We start from the raw sequence: 20,099 nt of genomic DNA on the forward strand, positions 1-20,099 counted from the left end.
CGTTGGAGGCCATACCGTGTCAAAGCCGCCGTTCACGCACCTGCACGTCCACACCCAGTACTCGCTGCTGGACGGTGCCGCGCGGCTCAAGGACATGTTCAACGCCTGCAACGAGATGGGCATGACGCACATCGCCATGTCCGACCACGGCAACCTCCACGGGGCGTACGACTTCTTCCACTCCGCGAAGAAAGCCGGAATCACCCCGATCATCGGGATCGAGGCGTATGTCGCGCCCGAGTCCCGGCGCAACAAGCGCAAGATCCAGTGGGGCCAGCCGCACCAGAAGCGGGACGACGTCTCCGGTTCCGGTGGTTACACCCACAAGACGATGTGGGCCGTGAACAGGACGGGTCTGCACAACCTCTTCCGCCTCTCCTCGGACGCCTATGCCGAGGGCTGGCTGCAGAAGTGGCCCCGGATGGACAAGGAGACCATCGCCCGGTGGTCCGAGGGCATCGTCGCCTCCACCGGCTGTCCCTCGGGCGAGGTGCAGACCCGGCTGCGCCTCGGCCACTTCGACGAGGCCCTCAAGGCCGCCGCCGAGTACCAGGACATCTTCGGCAAGGACAAGTACTTCCTGGAGCTGATGGACCACGGCATCGAGATCGAGCGCCGGGTCCGCGACGGCCTGCTGGAGATCGGCAAGAAGCTCGGCATCCCCCCGCTGGTCACCAACGACTCGCACTACACCTACGCGCACGAGGCGGGCGCCCACGACGCCCTGCTGTGCATCCAGACCGGCAAGAACCTCTCCGACCCCGACCGCTTCAAGTTCGACGGCACCGGCTACTACCTGAAGTCCACGGACGAGATGTACGCCATCGACTCCTCGGACGCCTGGCAGGAGGGCTGCGCCAACACGCTCCTCGTCGCCGAGATGGTCGACACCACCGGCATGTTCGAGAAGCGCGACCTCATGCCCAAGTTCGACATCCCCGAGGGCTACACCGAGGTCACCTGGTTCAAGGAGGAGGTCCGCCGCGGCATGGAGCGCCGCTTCCCCGGCGGCATCCCCGAGGACCGCCAGAAGCAGGCCGACTACGAGATGGACACCATCATCTCGATGGGCTTCCCCGGCTACTTCCTCGTCGTCGCCGACTTCATCATGTGGGCCAAGAAGCAGGGCATCGCGGTGGGCCCCGGCCGAGGCTCCGCGGCCGGCTCGATCGTCGCCTACGCCATGGGCATCACCGACCTCGACCCGATCCCGCACGGCCTGATCTTCGAGCGGTTCCTCAACCCCGAGCGCATCTCGATGCCCGATGTCGACATCGACTTCGACGAGCGCCGGCGCGTCGAGGTCATCCGGTACGTGACCGAGAAGTACGGCGCCGACAAGGTCGCCATGATCGGCACCTACGGCACCATCAAGGCCAAGAACGCGATCAAGGACTCCGCGCGCGTGCTGGGCTACCCGTACGCGATGGGCGACCGCATCACCAAGGCCATGCCCGCCGACGTCCTCGGCAAGGGCATCCCGCTGTCCGGCATCACCGACCCCAGCCACCCCCGCTACTCGGAGGCCGGCGAGGTCCGCGGGATGTACGAGAACGAGCCGGACGTGAAGAAGGTCATCGACACCGCGCGCGGCGTGGAGGGCCTGGTCCGGCAGATGGGTGTGCACGCCGCCGGCGTGATCATGTCCAGTGAGACCATCACCGAGCACGTCCCGGTCTGGGTGAGGCACACCGACGGCGTGACCATCACCCAGTGGGACTACCCGAGCTGTGAGTCGCTCGGCCTGCTGAAGATGGACTTCCTGGGCCTGCGCAACCTCACGATCATGGACGACGCGGTCAAGATGGTGAAGGCCAACAAGGGCCTCGACATCGACCTGCTCTCCCTGCCGCTGGACGACCCCACGACCTTCGAGCTGCTCCAGCGCGGCGACACCCTCGGCGTCTTCCAGTTCGACGGCGGCCCCATGCGCTCGCTGCTCAGGCTGATGAAGCCCGACAACTTCGAAGACATCTCCGCCGTGTCGGCCCTGTACCGCCCGGGCCCGATGGGCATGAACTCCCACACGAACTACGCCCTCCGCAAGAACGGGCAGCAGGAGATCACGCCGATCCACCCCGAGCTGGAGGAGCCGCTCAAGGAGGTCCTGGACGTCACCTACGGCCTGATCGTCTACCAGGAGCAGGTGCAGAAGGCCGCCCAGATCATCGCGGGCTACTCGCTCGGCGAGGCCGACATCCTCCGCCGCGTCATGGGCAAGAAGAAGCCGGAGGAACTGGAGAAGAACTTCGTCATCTTCCAGGCCGGCGCCCGCAAGAACGGCTACAGCGACGAGGCCGTCCAGGCGCTCTGGGACGTGCTGGTCCCCTTCGCCGGCTACGCCTTCAACAAGGCGCACTCCGCCGCGTACGGCCTGGTGTCGTACTGGACCGCCTACCTCAAGGCGAACCACCCCGCCGAGTACATGGCCGCGCTCCTGACGTCCGTCAAGGACGACAAGGACAAGTCCGCGGTCTACCTCAACGAGTGCCGCCGCATGGGCATCCGGGTGCTCCCGCCGAACGTCAACGAGTCCGAGGCGAACTTCGCGGCCCAGGGCGACGACGTGATCCTCTTCGGCCTGTCCGCCGTGCGCAACGTCGGCACCAACGTCGTCGAGTCGATCATCAAGTGCCGCAAGGCCAAGGGGAAGTACGCCTCCTTCCCCGACTACCTCGACAAGGTCGACGCGGTGGTCTGCAACAAGCGCACCACCGAATCCCTGATCAAGGCCGGCGCCTTCGACACGATGGGGCACACCCGCAAGGGGCTCACGGCGCAGTACGAACCGATGATCGACAACGTGGTCGCGGTCAAGCGCAAGGAGGCCGAGGGGCAGTTCGACCTCTTCGGCGGCATGGGCGAGGACACCGGCAGCGAACCCGGCTTCGGACTCGACGTGGAGTTCTCCACCGACGAGTGGGACAAGACGTATCTGCTCGCCCAGGAGCGGGAGATGCTCGGTCTGTACGTCTCCGACCACCCGCTCTTCGGTCTGGAACACGTCCTCGCCGACAAGGCCGACGCGGGCATCGCCCAGCTCACCGGCGGCGAGCACGGGGACGGCGCGGTCGTCACCATCGGCGGCATCATCTCGGGCCTGCAGCGCAAGATGACCAAGCAGGGCAACGCCTGGGCGATCGCCACCGTCGAGGACCTCGCCGGTTCCATCGAGTGCATGTTCTTCCCGGCGACCTACCAGCTGGTGTCGACCCAACTCGTCGAGGACGCCGTCGTGTTCGTCAAGGGCCGCCTCGACAAGCGCGAGGACGTGCCCCGGCTCGTCGCCATGGAGCTGATGGTCCCGGACCTGTCCAACGCGGGCACCAACGCGCCGGTGATCCTCACGATCCCGGCCACCCGGGTCACCCCGCCCATGGTCAGCCGCCTCGGTGAGATCCTCAGCCACCACAAGGGCGACAGCGAGGTCCGCATCAAGCTCCAGGGCCCCCGCAAGACCACCGTCCTGCGCCTGGACCGGCACCGGGTCAAGCCCGACCCGGCGCTGTTCGGCGACCTGAAGGTGCTGCTCGGCCCGTCCTGCCTGGCCGGCTGAGCCGATGACGTGTGAAGGGGCGCACCCCGGTCGGGTGCGCCCCTTCACTGTGCCTGGGCTTCAACTGCCCTTTAGTTGTGACCGAAGCTCTTCTGCTTCTTGCGAGCAACATCCGCCGGGCTGCCCTGGATGTGCGCCACCGGAGACTCGTGGGTCTCCTGCGACCGCTGTGCGTGCTCGTGAGCCTGCTCGGCCTTCGGCACGCGGTTCTGCGGGCCACCCTGCTTGCGGTTCTTGTTCTTGGCCATGGTGATCTGCCTCCTGTGGGGGATCTAGGGGCCAGGGCCGGGACCAGATTCACATACGCTGACATCAGGCGCATGTCGGATAATTACCGTCTGTAACAGGGGTGGTGGGCGAGCGGGATTCGACAAACGCCACGCCGAAGATCGAGTTCGGGCCGTTAACCTCCGCGTGGTCGGGCAGACTCGAAGGAAGTCCGAAGCAAAACCTCCCGGGAAGAGGGTGAGTCGCGTGGACCGCTGCATCGTCCTGGTGGACGCCGGGTACCTGCTGGGCGCCGCCGCCAGCCTCCTCGCAGGTGAGCCCTCGCGGTCCCGGATCACCGTCGATCACCCCGCGCTGATCCAGGCCCTGCGCGAACGCGCCGAGTCGGAGACCGAGCGCCCGCTGCTGCGCATCTACTGGTTCGACGGCGCCCCCGACCGTGTCCCCCAACCGGAGCACCGCCGGCTGCGCGTGATGCCCCGTGTCACCGTCCGCCTCGGCGCCCTCACCCGCAGCGACGGACGCTGGGCGCAGAAGGGCGTGGACGCCGCCATGCACGCCGAGCTGACCGAGCTGGCCCGCAACCGCGCCTGCTCCGACATCGTCCTCGTCACCGGCGACGGCGATCTGCTGCCCGGCATGATGGCTGCGAAGGAACACGGCGTCGCCGTCCACCTGTGGGCCGTCCAGGCCGCCGACGGCGACTACAACCAGTCCGAGGACCTGGTCGCCGAGGCCGACGAGCGGCGCGTCCTGGACCGCGCCTGGATCACCCAGGCCGTCCGCGCCAAGGAACTGACCGGCGTCTGCGCCCCGCCGCCCGCGCCCCGGCCCGAGATCGCCGCGATCCTCTCCGCTCCCCTGCCCGAGTCCGCGCTCGCCGCGGCGGCCGAGCGGTCGGCCGAGCAGGGCGCGCCCCCGGCCGCCGCGACGGGGAACGGCGCCCAGGAGCGGGCCGCCGCCTCCAAGGGCGTACCCACGCCGAAGGACCTGGCCGCACTGCGCGCCCCCGGCAGCCAGCCCGTCCAGCACCCCGCGACCGCGACCCTGCGCTGGTCCTCCGACAAGGGCTGGGTGGACCGGCCGGGCGGGGTCGCCGAGCCGCCCGATGTCGCCTCCATGCCGACGCTCGCCCAGCTCACCACGGCCGAGCAGCGGTGGGCCGACCGCGAGGAGGACATCACCACCGTCGGCGGCGACCCGTACGAGGTGGGGCAGGTCTTCGCCCGCCGCTGGATTTCCCGGCTCGGCGACCAGGGACATCTGCAGAAGCTGTCGCAGATGTACCCGCGCATCCCGCACCGCATCGACGGGGAGCTGCTGCGGTACGCCGCACGGTTCGGGCTGCTCGCCCACAAGGACGACCAGATCGACGAGCACGACCGCTACGCCATTCGGGCGGGCTTCTGGCGGGAGATCGACGTTCCGGCCGCGGCGGAGAGCATGGCGGGGGAGTGAGCCGGCTTCGCTGTCTCGGCTGAGCGCCGTTGCGGCGGGCCTTCTTACGGGGCACGTACAGAAGTGGCCCCAAAGGCGAGTAAAGGCCCCCGACCCCGTACCCTCGTCCCTTGTGAGTACGCGCGCGGCACAGGCACTTCGGCATGACGAGGTCGTACGCGTGCGCGGGCTCCGGAAGACCTATCCGGCCGTGAAGGGACGGCGCGGCGTGCCGGGCACCCCCGCGGTGCGGGCCACCGACGGGGTCGAGCTGGACGTGCGGCGCGGCGAGGTGTTCGGGCTGCTCGGGCCGAACGGCGCCGGCAAGTCCACGCTCGTACGGCAGCTCACCGGACTGCTGCGGCCGGACGCCGGCAGCATCGAGATCCTCGGGCACGACATCGTCCGGCACCCGGAGCGCGCCGCGCGCATCCTCGCCTACCTGGGCCAGGAGTCCTCCGCGCTGGACGAGCTGACCGTATCCCTCGCCGCCGAGACCACCGGACGCCTGCGCGGCCTGGACGTGCGGCGGGCGCGGGCCGAGCGGGACGCCGTACTGGAGGAGCTGGGGCTCACGCCGATCGCCGGGCGGGCGCTGAAGAAGCTGTCCGGCGGGCAGCGACGGCTCGCCTGCCTCGCCGCCGCCCTCGTCGGCGAGCGGCCGCTGCTTGTGCTGGACGAGCCGACCACCGGCATGGACCCGGTGGCCCGGCGCGCGGTCTGGGCGGCCCTGGACCGGCGGCGCGCCGAGCGCGGTACGACCGTGCTGCTGGTCACCCACAACGTCATCGAGGCCGAGGCCGTGCTCGACCGGGTCGCCGTCGTCGACCAGGGCCGCGTCATCGCCTGCGACACCCCGGCCGGGCTGAAGGAACAGGTCGCCGGGGAGGTGCGGGTCGAGCTGGTGTGGCGGGAGCGGGCGCCGCTGGAGGTGCCCGAGGTCGCCGTGCTGCGGGAACGCGCGGTGGAGTCCGGGCGGTGCTGGACGCTCCGGCTCGCGCCCGAGGAGGCCCGTGCCGCCGTCGCCACCGTGACGGGCGGGGCCGCCTTCGCCGCGCTGGACGACTTCACGCTCGCCACGCCCAGCCTGGAGGACGTGTACCTGGCACTGGGCGGCGCGGCACGCCAGGGGCTGGTGAAGGCGTGAGCGCGGCGGTCGTGCCATGCGTATGGGTCTGTACGGCGGTCTACGCGACCGCCGTAGGGAAGAGGAGCAGCTCGACGTGAGTGTCGTACCCGCGGGGGTTCTGCCGGGCAGTGCCGCGGCCGTGCCGGAGACGGTACGGGGCCCGGCCGAACTCGGGCCGCCCGCGCGGCTGTGGCCGTCGCTGGTGGCCGTCTACCGGGCGCAGCTGTCCCGGGCCCGGGTGGCGCGGATCCCGCTGCTGTTCGTGGCCACCTTCCAGTCCGTCGGCATCACCGTGATGATGCGCGGTGTCGTCGACAGCGGCGGTGAGGCCCAGTCGGTGGTGGCGGGCTCGGCGGTGCTGGTCGTCGCGTATGTGGCGCTGAATCTGCTGTCGCAGTACTTCGGGCAGTTGCGGGCGAGCGGCGGGCTCGATCATTACGCCACGCTGCCCGTGCCGCCGGCCGCGGTGGTGCTGGGCGCGGCGGCGGCGTACGCCTCCTTCACGGTGCCGGGGACGCTGGTGACGGCCGTCTTCGGGTGCGTGCTGTTCGGGCTGCCGCTGTCCAACCTGTGGATTCTGCTGGCCGTGATCCCGCTGGCCGGGGCCGCGCTGTCCGGGCTCGGCGCCGCCTGCGGGCTGCTCGCGCCGCGGCCCGAGCTGGCCACGCTGCTCGGGCAGCTGGGCATGTCGGCGGCGCTGCTGCTGGGGGTGCTGCCGGCCGACCGGATGCCGGAGGTCATCCGGCTGGCACGGGATCTGCTGCCGTCGACGTACGGCGTGGAGGCGTACGCCCGGACCTTCGGGGCCCACCCGGACTGGGCCGTGGTCCTCGTCGACCTGGGGGTGTGCGCGGGTGTCGGAGTCGTCTCGCTGGCCGTCGCGACCTGGGCGTATCGCAGGGCCGCCGTCCGGTGACGCGGCGCACGGCGCCACCTGGCACGATGGCAGGGTGACCGCACCGTTGACTCCGCCACCGCACGACGACTCCCCGCACGACGTCCGGCAGGCACCGCCGCCTGCCGGGACGCCGGGTGAGGAAAGGTACGAACAGGACGGCCCCGGGATGAAGAGCGAAGTGCGGGATGCCGCCGTGATCACGGTGGCCGTGGCTTTGGGCGGGGTGCTGCTGGGGCTGCTGTGGTGGTGGCTGGCGCCGCATGTGCCGTTGGTCGGCGACCGGGTCGGGAACGGCTGGGTGGTCTATCTCAAGGACAGCGAGGGGGAGCAGGCGGTCGGGGTGGACGGCACGTTCACCCTCCTGGGACTGGGCTTCGGGGTCGTCAGCGCGGTGGCGGTCTTTCTGCTGCGGCGGCGTGGGGGTGTGCCGATAGCGGTGGCCCTGGGACTGGGCGCGCTGCTCGGGTCCTTGCTGGCGTGGCGGCTGGGGGCATGGCTGGGGCCCCAGTCCGATGTGCTCGCGCATGCGAGGGCGGTGGGGAAGGGGGTCACCTTCTCGGCGCCGTTGAAGCTGGGGGCGAAGGGTGCGCTGCTGGCGTGGCCGTTGGGTGCGCTGCTGGTCCACCTCGGGCTCACGGCGTTGTTCGGGCCCCGGGATCCTGAGCTGCCGTATCCGAACCAGCCGTGACCAGGGGGGATCCGCCCCCCTGGCCCTCCGGTTCGCACCACCCGGCCGCGCCCGTCAGCCCCGTCCGATGGGTGCCAGTACCGCGGCCGTCAGTTTCGCCAGATCCGCTGGGGCCAGCTCCACTTCCAGGCCCCGGCGGCCCGCCGACACGCAGATGGTCTCGTGGGCGTTCGCCGAGTCGTCGAGGACCGTCGGGAGTCTCCTGCGCTGGCCGAGCGGTGAGATACCACCCCGTACGTACCCCGTGGTCCGCTCCGCCAGCGTCGGGTCGGCCATGGTCGCCCGCTTGCCGCCCACCGCCGCCGCCAGGGCCTTCAGGTCGAGGGAGCCGGACACCGGGACCACCGCCACCGTCAGGGCGCCGTCGACGTCCGCCACCAGGGTCTTGAAGACGCGGTCGGGGGAGACGCCCATGGCCTCGGCCGCCTCCTCGCCGTAGGAGGGGTGGGAGGGGTCGTGGTCGTAGGCGTGGACCGTGAAGTCCAGTCCGGCCGACGTCAGGGCGACCGTCGCGGGGGTGCCCCCGGGCTGCTGCTGTTTCTTCGGCTTCTTCGCCATCGGTGCGTGCTGGTCTCTCAGTTCAGACTGGTCGGCGTACGCGTCAGCTCGAACGCGGGCAGTGACGGCAGGCTACGGATGATGGCCGTCTCCGCGCGAAGGAGTTTCAGCTCGTCACGCAGCCGGGACGCGGTGTCGGGTGCCTGGAGCAGCCGTTGCTTGGTCGGTGTGTCGTGCACCATCGCCGCCGCCACCAGGTAGGAGACCACAGAAGGGTCGTCCGGGAGGTCCGCGCCCGTCGACAGCGAGCGTTCACGGGCGCCGGCCAGCCGCTTCTGGTACTGGCGGAAGGAGCGCAGTACCCCCTCGGCCAGCGCGCCCGCCTCGTCACCCGGCTCCTCCGGCAGCTCCTCCAGCTCCGCGGTCAGGAACGGCCCCGACGCGTCGACCGAGAGCAGCCGTACCCGGGTCGTACCCGTCGCCAGTACCTCGAAGGTGCCGTCGGCGCGCTCCCGGATGGTCGCCGCGTCCGCCACACAGCCCACCCCGTGGAAGGCCTTGAGCGGGTCCGGGCCGAAGCCCGCGGACGGCCCGCGTTCGGGCTGTGCCGTGGGGTCCGGCATGCCGGGGGCGCTCGGCGCCACCTCGTGGCCGTCGCGGATGGCCATGACGGCGAACCGGCGCGGCTCGTCCTCCGGGGTCTTGAGCAGCTCACGCATCATGGCGCGATAGCGCTCCTCGAAGACGTTCAGCGGCAGCACGAGTCCCGGGAACAGCACCGTGTTCAGCGGGAAGAGCGGGAGACGGGCGGTGGTCACGGCGCCCCAGCCTAGTGGTCACCGGCGCGGTCGTGTCCGCCGAGCCCGCCGAGCGGGACCGGCGGCCGGGTCATCAGCCCCGCGGGGACGGGCCGGGGACCCGGCGTCAGCAGGTGTTCGCGCAGCCGCAGGAAGTGGCCGAGCGGGTCGTCGGAGAAGCGCTCCCAGGGGAAGGACGTGGCGTACGGGCCGATCAGGCACAGCTGGTCGCGGGCGTCCTCCCAGCGGTCCAGGCGCATCAGGACGTACAGGAGCTTGTTGCGGATCTCGGCGGGCCACGGGTCGGCCGCCGGGAAGCGGGCGGACAGCGCCAGCGCCCGGTCGGCCGCGGCGTCCAGCCGGGGACGCGGGATCTCGGGACCGCAGCCGTCGGTCAGGCAGCCGAAGGCGGCCCGGGCCGGCAGGGCCTGGACCAGCGCGTCGGCCGGGGCGTCCTGAGCGGCCTGGTCGGCGAAGTCGAAGCACTCGCGGTGTGAGGCACGCGGGGTGTGGGGGGTGTCCCCCCACTGGACGCAGCAGGAGGCGGCCAGATAGCGCAGGGCGGCCACATGGCAGCCGTAGTGGTGCGGGGCGCGTCGGACGGCCGCCTCCCACAGCTCCTCGAAGTACCGGTGGCCGGCCCGCGAGCCGCGCGCGTGGTCCAGCGCGATCCGCCAGGGCACCGGGTCGCGGTCGTCGGCGCGGGCGGCGGCCGTGATCAGCGGGCTCACCTCGCGCAGCAGCTCGGCGCGGGCCGGTGAGGGCCAGGCGCGGTCCACCGCCAGCTGCGCCCGGACCAGCAGCAGGCCGGGGTCGCGCGGGGCGGCGGCGCGCCAGGACTCGAACCACTCGGAGCGCGAGCCGGCGAAGGCGGCCAGGCGCCGTACGTACCGGTCGTGGTTCTCCCAGGCGGCTGTGGCGCGGGTGACGGCCAGCAGGCGGGCCGCGGCGTCGAACTCGCCCCGGCCGGCCAGGACCAGGGCGGGCGAGAGCCGGTCGTCGGGCGCGTCGAGCACGGTCTCGTCCCCGGACGGACGGCCGGCCGGACGTGCGGAGCGTTTGGCCATCCGGGTGGGGCGGATGAACGAAGGCAGCAGAGCCATGGTGCTGACCATTGAAAGACCGCAGGTCGGCAGCGCGCCAGAGCCTTCGGGCAAGTCATGGAAAGTTGTATGGCCGACGGTCAAGGACCGGTAAAAGTGATAGTTCACCTTTTGTGTCGGGTGGGCACACCTTGCCCCCCGATGTTCCTCAGCCCCGTCTCAACAGCCGGCTCGCCCCCGCCGCCACCGTCGTCGCCAGGATCCAGCCGAGCAGGACCATCACCGCCGCCAGCCACTGCCAGGCGCCGCGCAGCTGCCACTGGCCGACCTGGCCGAAGTCGATCACCGGCAGCAGCAGGTCCAGCGTGAACAGGGCCGGGCTCCAGTACGGGTGGCCGTCGTGGTTCATCGGCGGATGGTCCGCGTGTGTGAACGCCAGCGTGCCCGCCGCCCACAGCACCGCCATCCACACGGCGGCCCGGCCCGGCCGATAGCCGTAGGCGACCGTCCAGTCCTGGACGTATCCCCAGATCTTGGCGGCCGGTGGCAGCGTCTCGCGGCGCCGGCGCTGCTTGGCGAGCAGCACCTCCCGGGCGTCCTCGTCCTCCCCGGCCGACCGCAGGACGGCGGCCAGCCGCTCGTACGGTTCCGGGTTGTACTCGGCGGTGGCCGCCGCCACCCAGTCCAGGCGCCGGGTCAGCGGGAACGGGCCCCGCGGGACCAGGTTCTCGTACGTGAAGCCGCCCATGTGCAGACTGCCCGGGCCCGGCCAGCTGGCCGCGCGGTCCACCAGGTTGACGATCCGCGCACCGGACAGCAGCACCTGGCCGCACTGCGGGGCGTCCCCGAGGAAGCGCAGCTCCGGCGTCTGCAACCGGCGCATCGACAGCACCTGGTCGTCGCTGAGGACGAACCGCGCCCGCTCCAGGTCGACGGCGTCCCCGAACCGTCCGTCGTCCAGCCGCAGCCCGCCCCGGCACTCGAACGGCTGGATCCGTGTCCCGCGGGCGGGTGTCGTGCCGCTCAGCAGTGAGCTGCCCACGCCGGCCGGGGTCAGGTACAGGGTGCGCTCGACGGTGAGCTGGGGGGCGTTCAGGGCGTAGCGGGAGTACGGGTTGTCGAGCTTCGCGCCGCGCAGGCTGAGCGAGACGCCGACCTGCGCGGCACGCAGGCTCAGCTCGCCGTGCGACTCCAGCAGCTCCGCCTGCAGGTCCTGGCCGACCGTGAGGCCGTCCGCCGCGATCGACCGCCCGCTGCGGTCGCGGTACACGACCGACTGGTTGAGCAGCAGATCGGTGCCGATGTGCGCGTCCGTCAGCCGGACGCCGTGCTGGAAGCGGCAGCGCGGCAGATGCAGATCGCCCTCGGTGTGCACCCGGGCGGCCTCCAGGCGCGGCACCGCGCACTCCACCAGGCGCAGGGTCGTGAAGCGGGCTTCCGGCAGCCGGACCTCCTCGTCGAAGCGGCAGCCGCGCAGCTCGACGTACGGCTGCACCGTGCCGCCCGAGAGGTCCAGCGTGTCCGTGATCCGCACGCCGGTCAGCTTCAGCGAGGACACCCGGCCCGCGAGCGCGGGCGGACCGTCCAGCAGCAGCCAGGCCACGATCCGCGCCCGCACCGCGCGCTCCGGACCCCACGGGTGCCCGCCGTGCGGGTCGTCCACGACGGCGTCCCCGCTGCTCAGGTCGTACACAGTGCCGTTGCGGAAGGCCTGCCACATGCCCGCCTCGGCCGCGGTCAGCTCGTCCGGCAGGTCTCCGGCGACGAAGCCGGCCCCCTCGGTCACCTTTGTCCTCTCCTGGTCCCGTACTTTCGTACAGCCGTTCATGCCCGCTGGGTGATGTCCGGAACACTAAAGGTGAGGGTGATCTTCCGAGTTCGGCCACGTTCTGTATCAGCCATTGATACGCGCCACCGGCTCGCGACACCGGTCTGAGAGAATTGGGACTGTGATTTCCCGAATCGATCTGCGAGGCGACGCCCTTCCCGAGGGCCCCGCCCTGCGCGACCTGCTGCCCCGAGCCGACTTCGACGTTCAGGCCGCCCTGGAGAAGGTGCGTCCGATCTGCGAGGCCGTGCATCATCGTGGTGACGCGGCGCTGATCGACTTCGCCGAGAAGTTCGACGGAGTACGGCTGGAATCCGTCCGTGTCCCGGCCCAGGCGCTCACCGACGCGCTGGAGGCCCTCGACCCCGCCGTGCGCGCGGCCCTGGAGGAGTCCATCCGCCGCGCCCGCCTGGTCCACCGTGAGCAGCGCCGCAGCACGCACACCACCCAGGTCGTGCCCGGCGGCTCCGTCACCGAGAAGTGGGTGCCGGTCGAGCGCGTCGGGCTGTACGCGCCGGGCGGCCGCTCCGTCTACCCCTCGTCCGTGATCATGAACGCCGTACCGGCGCAGGAGGCCGGCGTCGAGTCCATCGCGCTCGCCTCCCCGCCCCAGGCGGAATTCGAAGGGTTGCCGCACCCGACGATCCTCGCCGCGTGCGCGCTGCTCGGCGTGGACGAGGTCTACGCGGCGGGCGGCGCCACCGCCGTCGCGATGTTCGCCTACGGCACCGAGTCCTGCCCGCCCGCCAACATGGTCACCGGCCCCGGCAACATCTGGGTCGCCGCCGCCAAGCGCTTCTTCACCGGCAAGATCGGCATCGACGCCGAGGCCGGCCCGACGGAGATCGCGGTCCTCGCCGACGACACGGCCGACCCGGTGCACGTGGCCTCGGACCTGATCAGCCAGGCCGAACACGACCCGCTCGCGGCGGCCGTGCTGGTCACCGACTCCGTCGAGCTGGCGGAGGCGGTGGAGAAGGAGCTGGCGCCGCAGGTCGCGGCCACCAGGCACGTCGAGGACCGGATCGTGCCCGCGCTGAAGGGCCGGCAGTCCGCGATCGTGCTGGTCGACGGGATCGAGGAGGGCCTCCGGGTCGTCGACGCGTACGGCGCCGAGCACCTGGAGATCCAGACCGCCGACGCCGCCGCGGTCGCCGACCGGGTGAAGAACGCCGGCGCGATCTTCATCGGCCCCTGGGCCCCCGTATCGCTCGGCGACTACGCGGCCGGGTCCAACCACGTCCTGCCCACCGGCGGCTGCGCCTGCCACTCCTCGGGCCTGTCCGTGCAGTCCTTCCTGCGCGGTATCCACATCGTCGACTACACGAAGGACGCGCTGGCCGAGGTCGCGCATCACGTGGTGACGCTGGCGGAGGCGGAGGACCTGCCGGCGCACGGCGCGGCGATCAAGGCGAGGTTCGGCTGGAAGGTACCCGAGAGCAAGTGAGCGACGTGAGGATCGACGATCTTCCCGTACGGGACGAGCTGCGCGGCAAGTCCCCTTATGGCGCGCCCCAGTTGGACGTCCCCGTACGGCTGAACACCAACGAGAACCCCTACCCGCTGCCCGAGCCGCTGGTCGAGCGGATCGCGGAGCGGGTCCGGGAGGCCGCCCGCGACCTGAACCGCTATCCCGACCGGGACGCGGTCCAGCTGCGCACCGAGCTGGCCGCGTATCTGACGAGGACCGGGAAGTACCCGCTCGGCATCGAGAACGTGTGGGCCGCCAACGGCTCCAACGAGGTCATCCAGCAGCTGCTGCAGACCTTCGGCGGACCGGGCCGTACGGCCATCGGATTCGAGCCGTCGTACTCGATGCACTCACTCATCGCGCGCGGCACGGGCACGGGCTGGATCTCCGGGCCCCGCAACGAGGACTTCACGATCGACCTCGCCGCCGCCGAGCGGGCGATCGCCGAGCACAAGCCGGACGTCGTCTTCATCACCACCCCCAACAACCCCACGGGCAACGCTGTCCCGCCGGAGACGGTCCTCGCGCTGTACGAGGCGGCCCAGGCGGCCAGGCCGTCGATGGTGATCGTGGACGAGGCCTACATCGAGTTCAGCCACGGCGACTCGCTGCTGCCGCTGCTGGAAGGCCGCCCGCACCTGGTCGTCTCCCGGACGATGTCGAAGGCGTTCGGCGCGGCCGGGCTGCGCCTCGGTTACCTCGCCGCCGACCCCGCGGTCGTCGACGCCGTCCAGCTCGTCCGGCTGCCGTACCACCTGTCGGCGATCACCCAGGCGACCGCACTGGCCGCGCTGGAGCACACCGACACGCTTTTGGGTTACGTCGAGCAGCTGAAGGCGGAGCGGGACCGGCTGGTCGCCGAGCTGCGCGCGACCGGATACGAGGTCATCGAGTCCGACGCGAACTTCGTGCAGTTCGGCCGGTTCGCGAGCGCCCACGAGGCCTGGCAGAAGATCCTCGACCGGGGCGTCCTGGTCCGGGACAACGGCGTACCGGGGTGGTTGCGGGTGTCGGCCGGCACCCCGGACGAGAACGACGCGTTCCTCGACGCGGTCCGTGAACTGAAGAAGGAGCTTGAGGCATGAGCCGCGTTGGACGCATAGAGCGCACCACGAAGGAGACCTCGGTGCTGGTCGAGATCGATCTCGACGGCACCGGCCGCACCGACATCGCCACCGGCGTCGGCTTCTACGACCACATGCTCGACCAGCTCGGCCGGCACGGTCTGTTCGACCTGACCGTGAAGACCGACGGTGACCTGCACATCGACTCCCACCACACCATCGAGGACACCGCCCTCGCGCTCGGCGCCGCCTTCAAGCAGGCGCTCGGCGACAAGGTGGGCATCTACCGCTTCGGCAACTGCACGGTCCCGCTGGACGAGTCGCTGGCGCAGGTGACGGTCGACCTGAGCGGCCGGCCCTACCTCGTGCACACCGAGCCCGAGAACATGGCGCCGATGATCGGCGAGTACGACACCACGATGACCCGGCACATCCTGGAGTCCTTCGTGGCCCAGGCGCAGATCGCGCTGCACGTGCACGTGCCCTACGGGCGCAACGCGCACCACATCGTGGAGTGCCAGTTCAAGGCCCTGGCCCGGGCGCTGCGCTACGCCTCCGAGCGCGACCCGCGCGCGGCCGGCATCCTCCCCTCCACGAAGGGCGCGCTGTAAACCCATGAACGGTCTTTCGACCCTGCTGATCGTCGTCGGTCTGTTCCTGGTCGGCGGCATCATCTCCTTCGTCAAGCAGAAGATGCCCACGAGCCTCATCGTGCTGCTCTCCATCGGCGCGGGCCTGTGCCTCGTCGCGGGCGTCATGCGGCTGGAGGTGTGGAGTTGAGCGCTGTTACGAAAAAGGTCGTCGTCTTCGATTACGGCTTCGGCAACGTCCGCTCCGCCGAGCGTGCGCTCGCGCGCGTGGGCGCCGAGGTCGAGATAACGCGTGACTTCGACAAGGCCATGAACGCCGACGGACTGCTCGTGCCGGGCGTCGGCGCGTTCGCCGCCTGTATGCAGGGCCTGCGCGCCGCCCGCGGTGACTGGGTCGTGGACCGTCGGCTGTCCGGCGGCCGGCCCGTGATGGGTATCTGCGTCGGTATGCAGATCCTTTTCGCGCGCGGCATCGAGCACGGCGTGGAGGCCGAGGGCCTGGACGAGTGGCCCGGCACGGTCGCCCCGCTCCAGGCCGACGTCGTGCCCCACATGGGCTGGAACACCGTCGAGGCCCCCGCCGACTCACAGCTGTTCGCCGGCCTGGACGCCGACGCCCGTTTCTACTTCGTGCACTCCTACGCCGTCCACGACTGGGCCCTGGAGTCGCACAACCCGGTGATCGAGGCCCCCAAGGTCACCTGGTCGACGCACGGCAGGCCGTTCGTGGCCGCCGTGGAGAACGGCGCCCTGTGGGCCACCCAGTTCCACCCCGAGAAGTCCGGCGACGCCGGCGCCCAGCTCCTCACCAACTGGATCGGAACCCTGTAGACCATGGCCAAGCTCGAACTCCTCCCCGCCGTCGACGTCCGTGACGGCCAGGCCGTCCGCCTCGTGCACGGCGAGTCCGGGACCGAGACCTCCTACGGCTCCCCGCTGGAGGCCGCCCTCGCCTGGCAGCGGTCCGGCGCCGAGTGGCTGCACCTGGTCGACCTGGACGCCGCCTTCGGCACGGGCGACAACCGTGAGCTGGTCGCCGAGGTCAGCCGGGCGATGGACATCAAGGTGGAGCTGTCCGGAGGCATCCGCGACGACGCCTCCCTGGCCGCCGCCCTGGCCACCGGCTGCACGCGCGTGAACCTGGGCACGGCAGCGCTGGAGACCCCCGAGTGGGTCGCCAAGGTCATCGCCGAGCACGGCGACAAGATCGCGGTCGGCCTGGACGTGCGCGGCACCACCCTGCGCGGCCGCGGCTGGACCCGCGACGGCGGCGACCTCTACGAGACGCTGGAGCGCCTCGACAAGGAGGGCTGCGCCCGGTACGTCGTCACCGACATCGCGAAGGACGGCACGCTGCAGGGCCCGAACCTGGAGCTGCTGAAGAACGTGTGCGCGGCGACGGACCGCCCGGTGGTGGCCTCGGGCGGTGTGTCGTCCCTGGACGACCTGCGGTCCATCGCCGAACTGGTACCCCTCGGTGTCGAGGGCTCCATCGTCGGGAAGGCCCTGTACGCGAAGGCGTTCACCCTGGAAGAGGCCTTGGAGGCTGTGTCGTCATGACGTCCGAAGCCGTACGGCGCGTGCAGAGCGAAAGTCCCTGGGAAGAGAGTTTCGGTTTCGCACGTGCCGTGGCGGCGGGCGACCGTGTGCTGGTGGCGGGCACGACGTCCTTCCGGGGCGATGTGCTGTACGGCGAGGGCGACCCGTACGAACAGGCCAAGGTGGCCTTCACCAGCGCCATCGAGGCGATCGGCGAGTTGGGACTCGGCATCGACTCCGTCATCCGTACGCGGATGTACCTGACCCATGTGCGGGACGTGGACGCCGTCGGCCGGGCGCACAAGGAGATGTTCGACTCCGTACGCCCGGTCTCGACCCTGCTCGTCGTCGACGGCTTCGTCGACCCGCGCATCCTGGTCGAAGTAGAACTCGAAGCATTCAGAGGAGCCTGAGCAGTCATGACCCTGGCGGTCCGAGTCATCCCCTGCCTGGACGTGGACAACGGCCGGGTCGTCAAGGGAGTCAACTTCCAGAACCTGCGCGACGCGGGCGACCCCGTCGAGATGGCCAAGGTGTACGACGCCGAGGGCGCCGACGAGCTGACGTTCCTGGACATCACCGCGTCCTCGGGCAACCGGGAGACGACGTACGACGTGGTGCGCCGCACCGCCGAGCAGGTGTTCATCCCGCTGACGGTCGGCGGCGGTGTCCGCACGGCCGAGGACGTGGACAAGCTGCTGCGGGCGGGCGCCGACAAGGTGGGCGTGAACACCGCCGCGATCGCCCGCCCCGAACTGATCCGTGAGATCGCCGAGCGCTTCGGCCGTCAGGTGCTGGTGCTGTCGGTGGACGCCCGCCGCACCGAGTCGGGCTCCTTCGAGGTCACGACGCACGGCGGCCGGCGCGGCACCGGCATCGACGCCGTCGAGTGGGCGCACCGCGCGGCCGAGCTGGGCGCCGGCGAGATCCTGCTCAACTCCATGGACGCGGACGGCACCAAGGACGGCTACGACCTGGAGATGATCGCGGCCGTCCGCAAACACGTGACCGTCCCGGTGATCGCGTCCGGCGGCGCCGGCGCACTGGCCCACTTCCCGCCGGCCATCCAGGCCGGCGCGGACGCGGTACTTGCCGCGTCGGTCTTCCACTTCGGAGACCTGAGGATCGGCGAGGTGAAGCAGACACTGCGGGAGGCCGGTCACCCGGTGCGGTGACGCCGCGCTGACCTCCGGCACGAGAAGAAGACACGAAAGAGAAGTTGCGCAAAATCTGTTGTGCAACTTCTCTTTCCTATCTACCGTCGGGGTATGGCTCATGAAGAGGAGCGCCGGATCACGGACGTGGGCACCCTGAAGGCGCTTGCCCACCCCCTGCGCATGAAGCTCTACCGGCTGCTGTTCATCGCCGAGGCGGCCACCGCCTCCCAGCTCGCCGAACAGGTCGACGAGGCCGTCTCCCTGGTCAGCTACCACCTGCGCAAGCTTGCCGAGCACGGGCTGGTGGAGGAGGCCGAGCCGCGCCGCGCGGACGCCCGCGAGCGCTGGTGGCAGCCGTCCTCCGAAGGCGTCTCCATCCGCGACCAGGACTTCCAGGACGCCCCCGAGAAGGTGGCCGCCCATCTGGCGGCCTCGCGCATGTTCCTGGAACAGCGCGCCGAGATGTACCGCAGGTACCTGGACGAGCGCGCCCACTGGGGAGCGGAGTGGAATGGCGCCGCCCACGACTCCGAATCGCTGCTCAGACTGACCGCGGAGGAACTGGCCGGGCTGAAGAAGGACCTGCACGACCTGCTCAAGCGCTATGACGAGCAGGGGCGCGCCCGTGAGGCCGTCGGCGACACCCAAGGGCGCGAGCACGTCGCGCTGCACGTGTACGGCTTCCCGTTCCGCGTCTGAGAGGACCCCCTGCCGTGACCGCCGTGCTGACACCGCCGGAGACCGCGCCGCAGGCCCACCGCGACCCCAACGTCCGCCGCTGGCTCGCTGCCTACACCTCCTCGATGCTGGGCGACAACGTCTACTACCTCGCCCTGTCCTGGGCGGCCGTGCGGGCCGGGACGCCGGCGCAGGCCGGGCTGGTGATGTCGGCCAGTGCGCTGCCCAGGGCCGTGCTGATGCTGGGCGGGGGAGTCGTCGCCGACCGGTTCGGGCCGCGCCGGGTGGTCATCGGCAGCGACGCCGTGCGCTGCGCCGCCGTCCTCGCCGTGGCCGCCCTGCTGTCCCTCACCCGCCCCGGCCTGTGGCCGCTCGCCCTGCTGGCGTTGGTCTTCGGTACCGTCGACGCCGTCTTCATGCCCGCGGTCGGCGCCCTCCCGGCCCGCCTCACCGAAAAGGACCAGCTGGCCCGGGTCCAGGGCATGCGCGGCCTCGCCATCCGTCTCTCCAGCGTCGTCGGCGCCCCGCTCGGCGGCCTCGGCGTGGCCCTCGGCGGCGCGGCCGCGGCCTTCGCGCTCGCCGGCCTCTTCATCGCCGTCTCCGTCCCGCTGCTGCTCTCCGTACGGATACGGGACCTGCCGACGGGCCGGACGCCCGGACAGCCGGGGACAGCCCTGGGCGACACGTCCGAGGCGCCGGGGGCCGCATGGGGAGACACCGAGGTGCCGGGGGCCGCATGGCGCGACACGTCCGAGGCGCCGGGGACCGCCCGGAGCGACGCACCTGCGGCGCCGGGGGCTGCCCGGGATGACAGATCTGTGGCGTCGGGCGCGGCCCGGGACGACACGTTCGGTGCGACGGGCACGGTGTGGAGCGACCTTCGCGACGGTCTGCGCCACATCCGCCGCCACCGCGTCCTCGCCCCGCTGATGCTGGTCATCGCCCTCGGCGACCTGGGCTTCGTCGGCCCGCTGAACGTCGTCCTGACCTTGCTCGCCGACCATCGCGGCTGGGGCGCCTCCGGCATGGGCTGGGTGCTGGCCGGATTCGGGGCCGGCGCGGGAGCCGCCTCGCTGCTGCTGACGGTGCGAGGGCGGCTGCCGCGTGCCGGACTGGTCACCGGGTGCACGTGTGCCGCGGGCTCCGTGGCCGTCGGCGCCCTCGCCTTCGTGTCGAGCCTGGCCGCGGCCGTCGGTACGGCCCTGCTCGTCGGCCTGCTCGCCGGGCTCAGCGGCGCCCTGTGCGGGGCCCTGCTGCAGACGCAGTCCGACCCCGCCCGCCTGGGCCGCGTCACCGCCGCCTCCAGTCTGATCAGCCTGGGTGTCACCCCGCTGAGCATGCCCGTCGCGGCGGCCGCGATCGGCGCCTGGGGGCTCGGTCCGGTCTACGTGGTCAGTGCCGCCGTCTGCGGCCTCGGCGGGCTCGTCGCCCTCGTCGTACCGGCTCTGCGCCGCGCGGAGCTCCCCGGCTGACCGCGGTTCACTCCTTCGGCCGAACC

The 20,099-nt window shown here is 71.2% G+C and carries 20 protein-coding genes; 15 read left to right on the forward strand and 5 right to left on the reverse strand.

Going from position 1 to position 20,099, the window contains the following annotated elements; translation table 11 throughout:
- Positions 1 to 16: 16 nt before the first annotated feature.
- Positions 17 to 3,556, forward strand: a complete 3,540-nt coding sequence (gene dnaE, locus ABZ624_RS16345; RefSeq protein ID WP_360088213.1) for a DNA polymerase III subunit alpha — start codon at positions 17 to 19, stop codon at positions 3,554 to 3,556.
- Between the two features lie 71 nt (positions 3,557 to 3,627).
- Here dnaE and ABZ624_RS16350 read toward each other — a convergent pair whose 3' ends face one another.
- Positions 3,628 to 3,804: a hypothetical protein gene (locus tag ABZ624_RS16350; RefSeq protein ID WP_360088216.1), complete on the reverse strand. Its 177-nt coding sequence runs from the start codon at positions 3,802 to 3,804 to the stop codon at positions 3,628 to 3,630.
- Between the two features lie 226 nt (positions 3,805 to 4,030).
- Here ABZ624_RS16350 and ABZ624_RS16355 point away from each other — a divergent pair, with 226 nt between their 5' ends.
- From ABZ624_RS16355 to ABZ624_RS16370, 4 genes are all read left to right on the forward strand, one after another.
- Entirely contained in the window at positions 4,031 to 5,242 is a 1,212-nt protein-coding gene (locus ABZ624_RS16355; protein ID WP_360088219.1) for an NYN domain-containing protein, read from the forward strand.
- A 112-nt stretch (positions 5,243 to 5,354) separates the two neighbouring features.
- Positions 5,355 to 6,368 carry an ABC transporter ATP-binding protein gene (locus tag ABZ624_RS16360; RefSeq protein WP_360088222.1) on the forward strand — a complete coding sequence of 338 codons (1,014 nt, stop codon included), beginning with the start codon at positions 5,355 to 5,357 and terminating at the stop codon, positions 6,366 to 6,368.
- 76 nt (positions 6,369 to 6,444) lie between these two features.
- Positions 6,445 to 7,266 (forward strand): ABC transporter permease, encoded by an 822-nt coding sequence (locus ABZ624_RS16365; protein WP_360088225.1) that lies wholly within the window; start codon positions 6,445 to 6,447, stop codon positions 7,264 to 7,266.
- Between the two features lie 34 nt (positions 7,267 to 7,300).
- Entirely contained in the window at positions 7,301 to 7,936 is a 636-nt protein-coding gene (locus ABZ624_RS16370) for an AAA family ATPase (protein WP_360088228.1), read from the forward strand.
- Between the two features lie 54 nt (positions 7,937 to 7,990).
- Here the strand turns inward: ABZ624_RS16370 and ybaK are convergent, their stop codons facing one another.
- The 4 genes from ybaK to ABZ624_RS16390 all read right to left on the reverse strand — a co-directional run bounded on the left by ybaK (position 7,991) and on the right by ABZ624_RS16390 (position 12,060).
- Entirely contained in the window at positions 7,991 to 8,494 is a 504-nt protein-coding gene (ybaK, locus tag ABZ624_RS16375) for a Cys-tRNA(Pro) deacylase (RefSeq protein WP_360088231.1), read from the reverse strand.
- A 17-nt stretch (positions 8,495 to 8,511) separates the two neighbouring features.
- The gene (locus tag ABZ624_RS16380; protein WP_360088234.1) at positions 8,512 to 9,252 is read right to left on the reverse strand and encodes an LON peptidase substrate-binding domain-containing protein; all 741 of its coding nucleotides are present in this window, start codon (positions 9,250 to 9,252) and stop codon (positions 8,512 to 8,514) included.
- Between the two features lie 11 nt (positions 9,253 to 9,263).
- On the reverse strand, positions 9,264 to 10,346 hold the full coding sequence (locus ABZ624_RS16385; protein WP_360088237.1) for a hypothetical protein: 1,083 nt from the start codon (positions 10,344 to 10,346) through the stop codon (positions 9,264 to 9,266).
- 136 nt (positions 10,347 to 10,482) lie between these two features.
- Positions 10,483 to 12,060: an oxidoreductase gene (locus ABZ624_RS16390; RefSeq protein ID WP_360088240.1), complete on the reverse strand. Its 1,578-nt coding sequence runs from the start codon at positions 12,058 to 12,060 to the stop codon at positions 10,483 to 10,485.
- Positions 12,061 to 12,223: 163 nt separating this feature from the next.
- Here ABZ624_RS16390 and hisD point away from each other — a divergent pair, with 163 nt between their 5' ends.
- The 10 genes from hisD (at position 12,224) to ABZ624_RS16440 (ending at position 20,073) form a co-directional block, all read left to right on the forward strand.
- A complete protein-coding gene (gene hisD, locus ABZ624_RS16395; RefSeq protein ID WP_360088243.1) occupies positions 12,224 to 13,549 on the forward strand; it encodes a histidinol dehydrogenase in 1,326 nt (441 codons plus the stop codon).
- On the forward strand, positions 13,546 to 14,658 hold the full coding sequence (locus ABZ624_RS16400) for a histidinol-phosphate transaminase (protein WP_360088246.1): 1,113 nt from the start codon (positions 13,546 to 13,548) through the stop codon (positions 14,656 to 14,658). The genes hisD and ABZ624_RS16400 overlap by 4 nt, the downstream gene beginning before the upstream one ends.
- A complete protein-coding gene (gene hisB / locus ABZ624_RS16405; RefSeq protein ID WP_055710051.1) occupies positions 14,655 to 15,248 on the forward strand; it encodes an imidazoleglycerol-phosphate dehydratase HisB in 594 nt (197 codons plus the stop codon). Before ABZ624_RS16400 ends, hisB begins: the two co-directional genes overlap by 4 nt.
- A 4-nt stretch (positions 15,249 to 15,252) precedes the next feature.
- Complete coding sequence (locus tag ABZ624_RS16410; RefSeq protein WP_360088249.1) at positions 15,253 to 15,417, forward strand: hypothetical protein; 165 nt, start codon at positions 15,253 to 15,255, stop codon at positions 15,415 to 15,417.
- Positions 15,414 to 16,058: an imidazole glycerol phosphate synthase subunit HisH gene (gene hisH / locus ABZ624_RS16415; RefSeq protein ID WP_360088252.1), complete on the forward strand. Its 645-nt coding sequence runs from the start codon at positions 15,414 to 15,416 to the stop codon at positions 16,056 to 16,058. Before ABZ624_RS16410 ends, hisH begins: the two co-directional genes overlap by 4 nt.
- 3 nt (positions 16,059 to 16,061) lie before the next feature.
- A complete protein-coding gene (priA, locus tag ABZ624_RS16420) occupies positions 16,062 to 16,787 on the forward strand; it encodes a bifunctional 1-(5-phosphoribosyl)-5-((5-phosphoribosylamino)methylideneamino)imidazole-4-carboxamide isomerase/phosphoribosylanthranilate isomerase PriA (RefSeq protein WP_360088255.1) in 726 nt (241 codons plus the stop codon).
- Positions 16,784 to 17,179 carry a RidA family protein gene (locus ABZ624_RS16425; protein ID WP_360088258.1) on the forward strand — a complete coding sequence of 132 codons (396 nt, stop codon included), beginning with the start codon at positions 16,784 to 16,786 and terminating at the stop codon, positions 17,177 to 17,179. The genes priA and ABZ624_RS16425 overlap by 4 nt, the downstream gene beginning before the upstream one ends.
- A 6-nt stretch (positions 17,180 to 17,185) precedes the next feature.
- Complete coding sequence (gene hisF / locus ABZ624_RS16430) at positions 17,186 to 17,941, forward strand: imidazole glycerol phosphate synthase subunit HisF (RefSeq protein ID WP_360088261.1); 756 nt, start codon at positions 17,186 to 17,188, stop codon at positions 17,939 to 17,941.
- A gap of 93 nt (positions 17,942 to 18,034) precedes the next feature.
- Positions 18,035 to 18,622, forward strand: a complete 588-nt coding sequence (locus ABZ624_RS16435) for a helix-turn-helix domain-containing protein (protein WP_360088264.1) — start codon at positions 18,035 to 18,037, stop codon at positions 18,620 to 18,622.
- A gap of 14 nt (positions 18,623 to 18,636) precedes the next feature.
- Positions 18,637 to 20,073 carry an MFS transporter gene (locus ABZ624_RS16440; RefSeq protein WP_360088267.1) on the forward strand — a complete coding sequence of 479 codons (1,437 nt, stop codon included), beginning with the start codon at positions 18,637 to 18,639 and terminating at the stop codon, positions 20,071 to 20,073.
- Positions 20,074 to 20,099 lie beyond the last annotated feature (26 nt).

This window comes from Streptomyces sp. NPDC007205 (assembly GCF_040634095.1).
In the GTDB taxonomy this organism is placed as follows: domain Bacteria; phylum Actinomycetota; class Actinomycetes; order Streptomycetales; family Streptomycetaceae; genus Streptomyces.

Bases quoted from the DNA above. Each gene is read 5' to 3' on its own strand.
- ABZ624_RS16350 (WP_360088216.1), bottom strand. From the start codon at position 3,804: ATGGCCAAGAACAAGAACCGCAAGCAGGGTGGCCCGCAGAACCGCGTG.
- ybaK (WP_360088231.1), bottom strand. From the start codon at position 8,494: ATGGCGAAGAAGCCGAAGAAACAGCAGCAGCCCGGGGGCACCCCCGCG.
- ABZ624_RS16385 (WP_360088237.1), bottom strand. From the start codon at position 10,346: ATGGTCAGCACCATGGCTCTGCTGCCTTCGTTCATCCGCCCCACCCGG.
- hisB (WP_055710051.1), top strand. From the start codon at position 14,655: ATGAGCCGCGTTGGACGCATAGAGCGCACCACGAAGGAGACCTCGGTG.
- ABZ624_RS16410 (WP_360088249.1), top strand. From the start codon at position 15,253: ATGAACGGTCTTTCGACCCTGCTGATCGTCGTCGGTCTGTTCCTGGTC.
- priA (WP_360088255.1), top strand. From the start codon at position 16,062: ATGGCCAAGCTCGAACTCCTCCCCGCCGTCGACGTCCGTGACGGCCAG.
- ABZ624_RS16425 (WP_360088258.1), top strand. From the start codon at position 16,784: ATGACGTCCGAAGCCGTACGGCGCGTGCAGAGCGAAAGTCCCTGGGAA.
- hisF (WP_360088261.1), top strand. From the start codon at position 17,186: ATGACCCTGGCGGTCCGAGTCATCCCCTGCCTGGACGTGGACAACGGC.
- ABZ624_RS16435 (WP_360088264.1), top strand. From the start codon at position 18,035: ATGGCTCATGAAGAGGAGCGCCGGATCACGGACGTGGGCACCCTGAAG.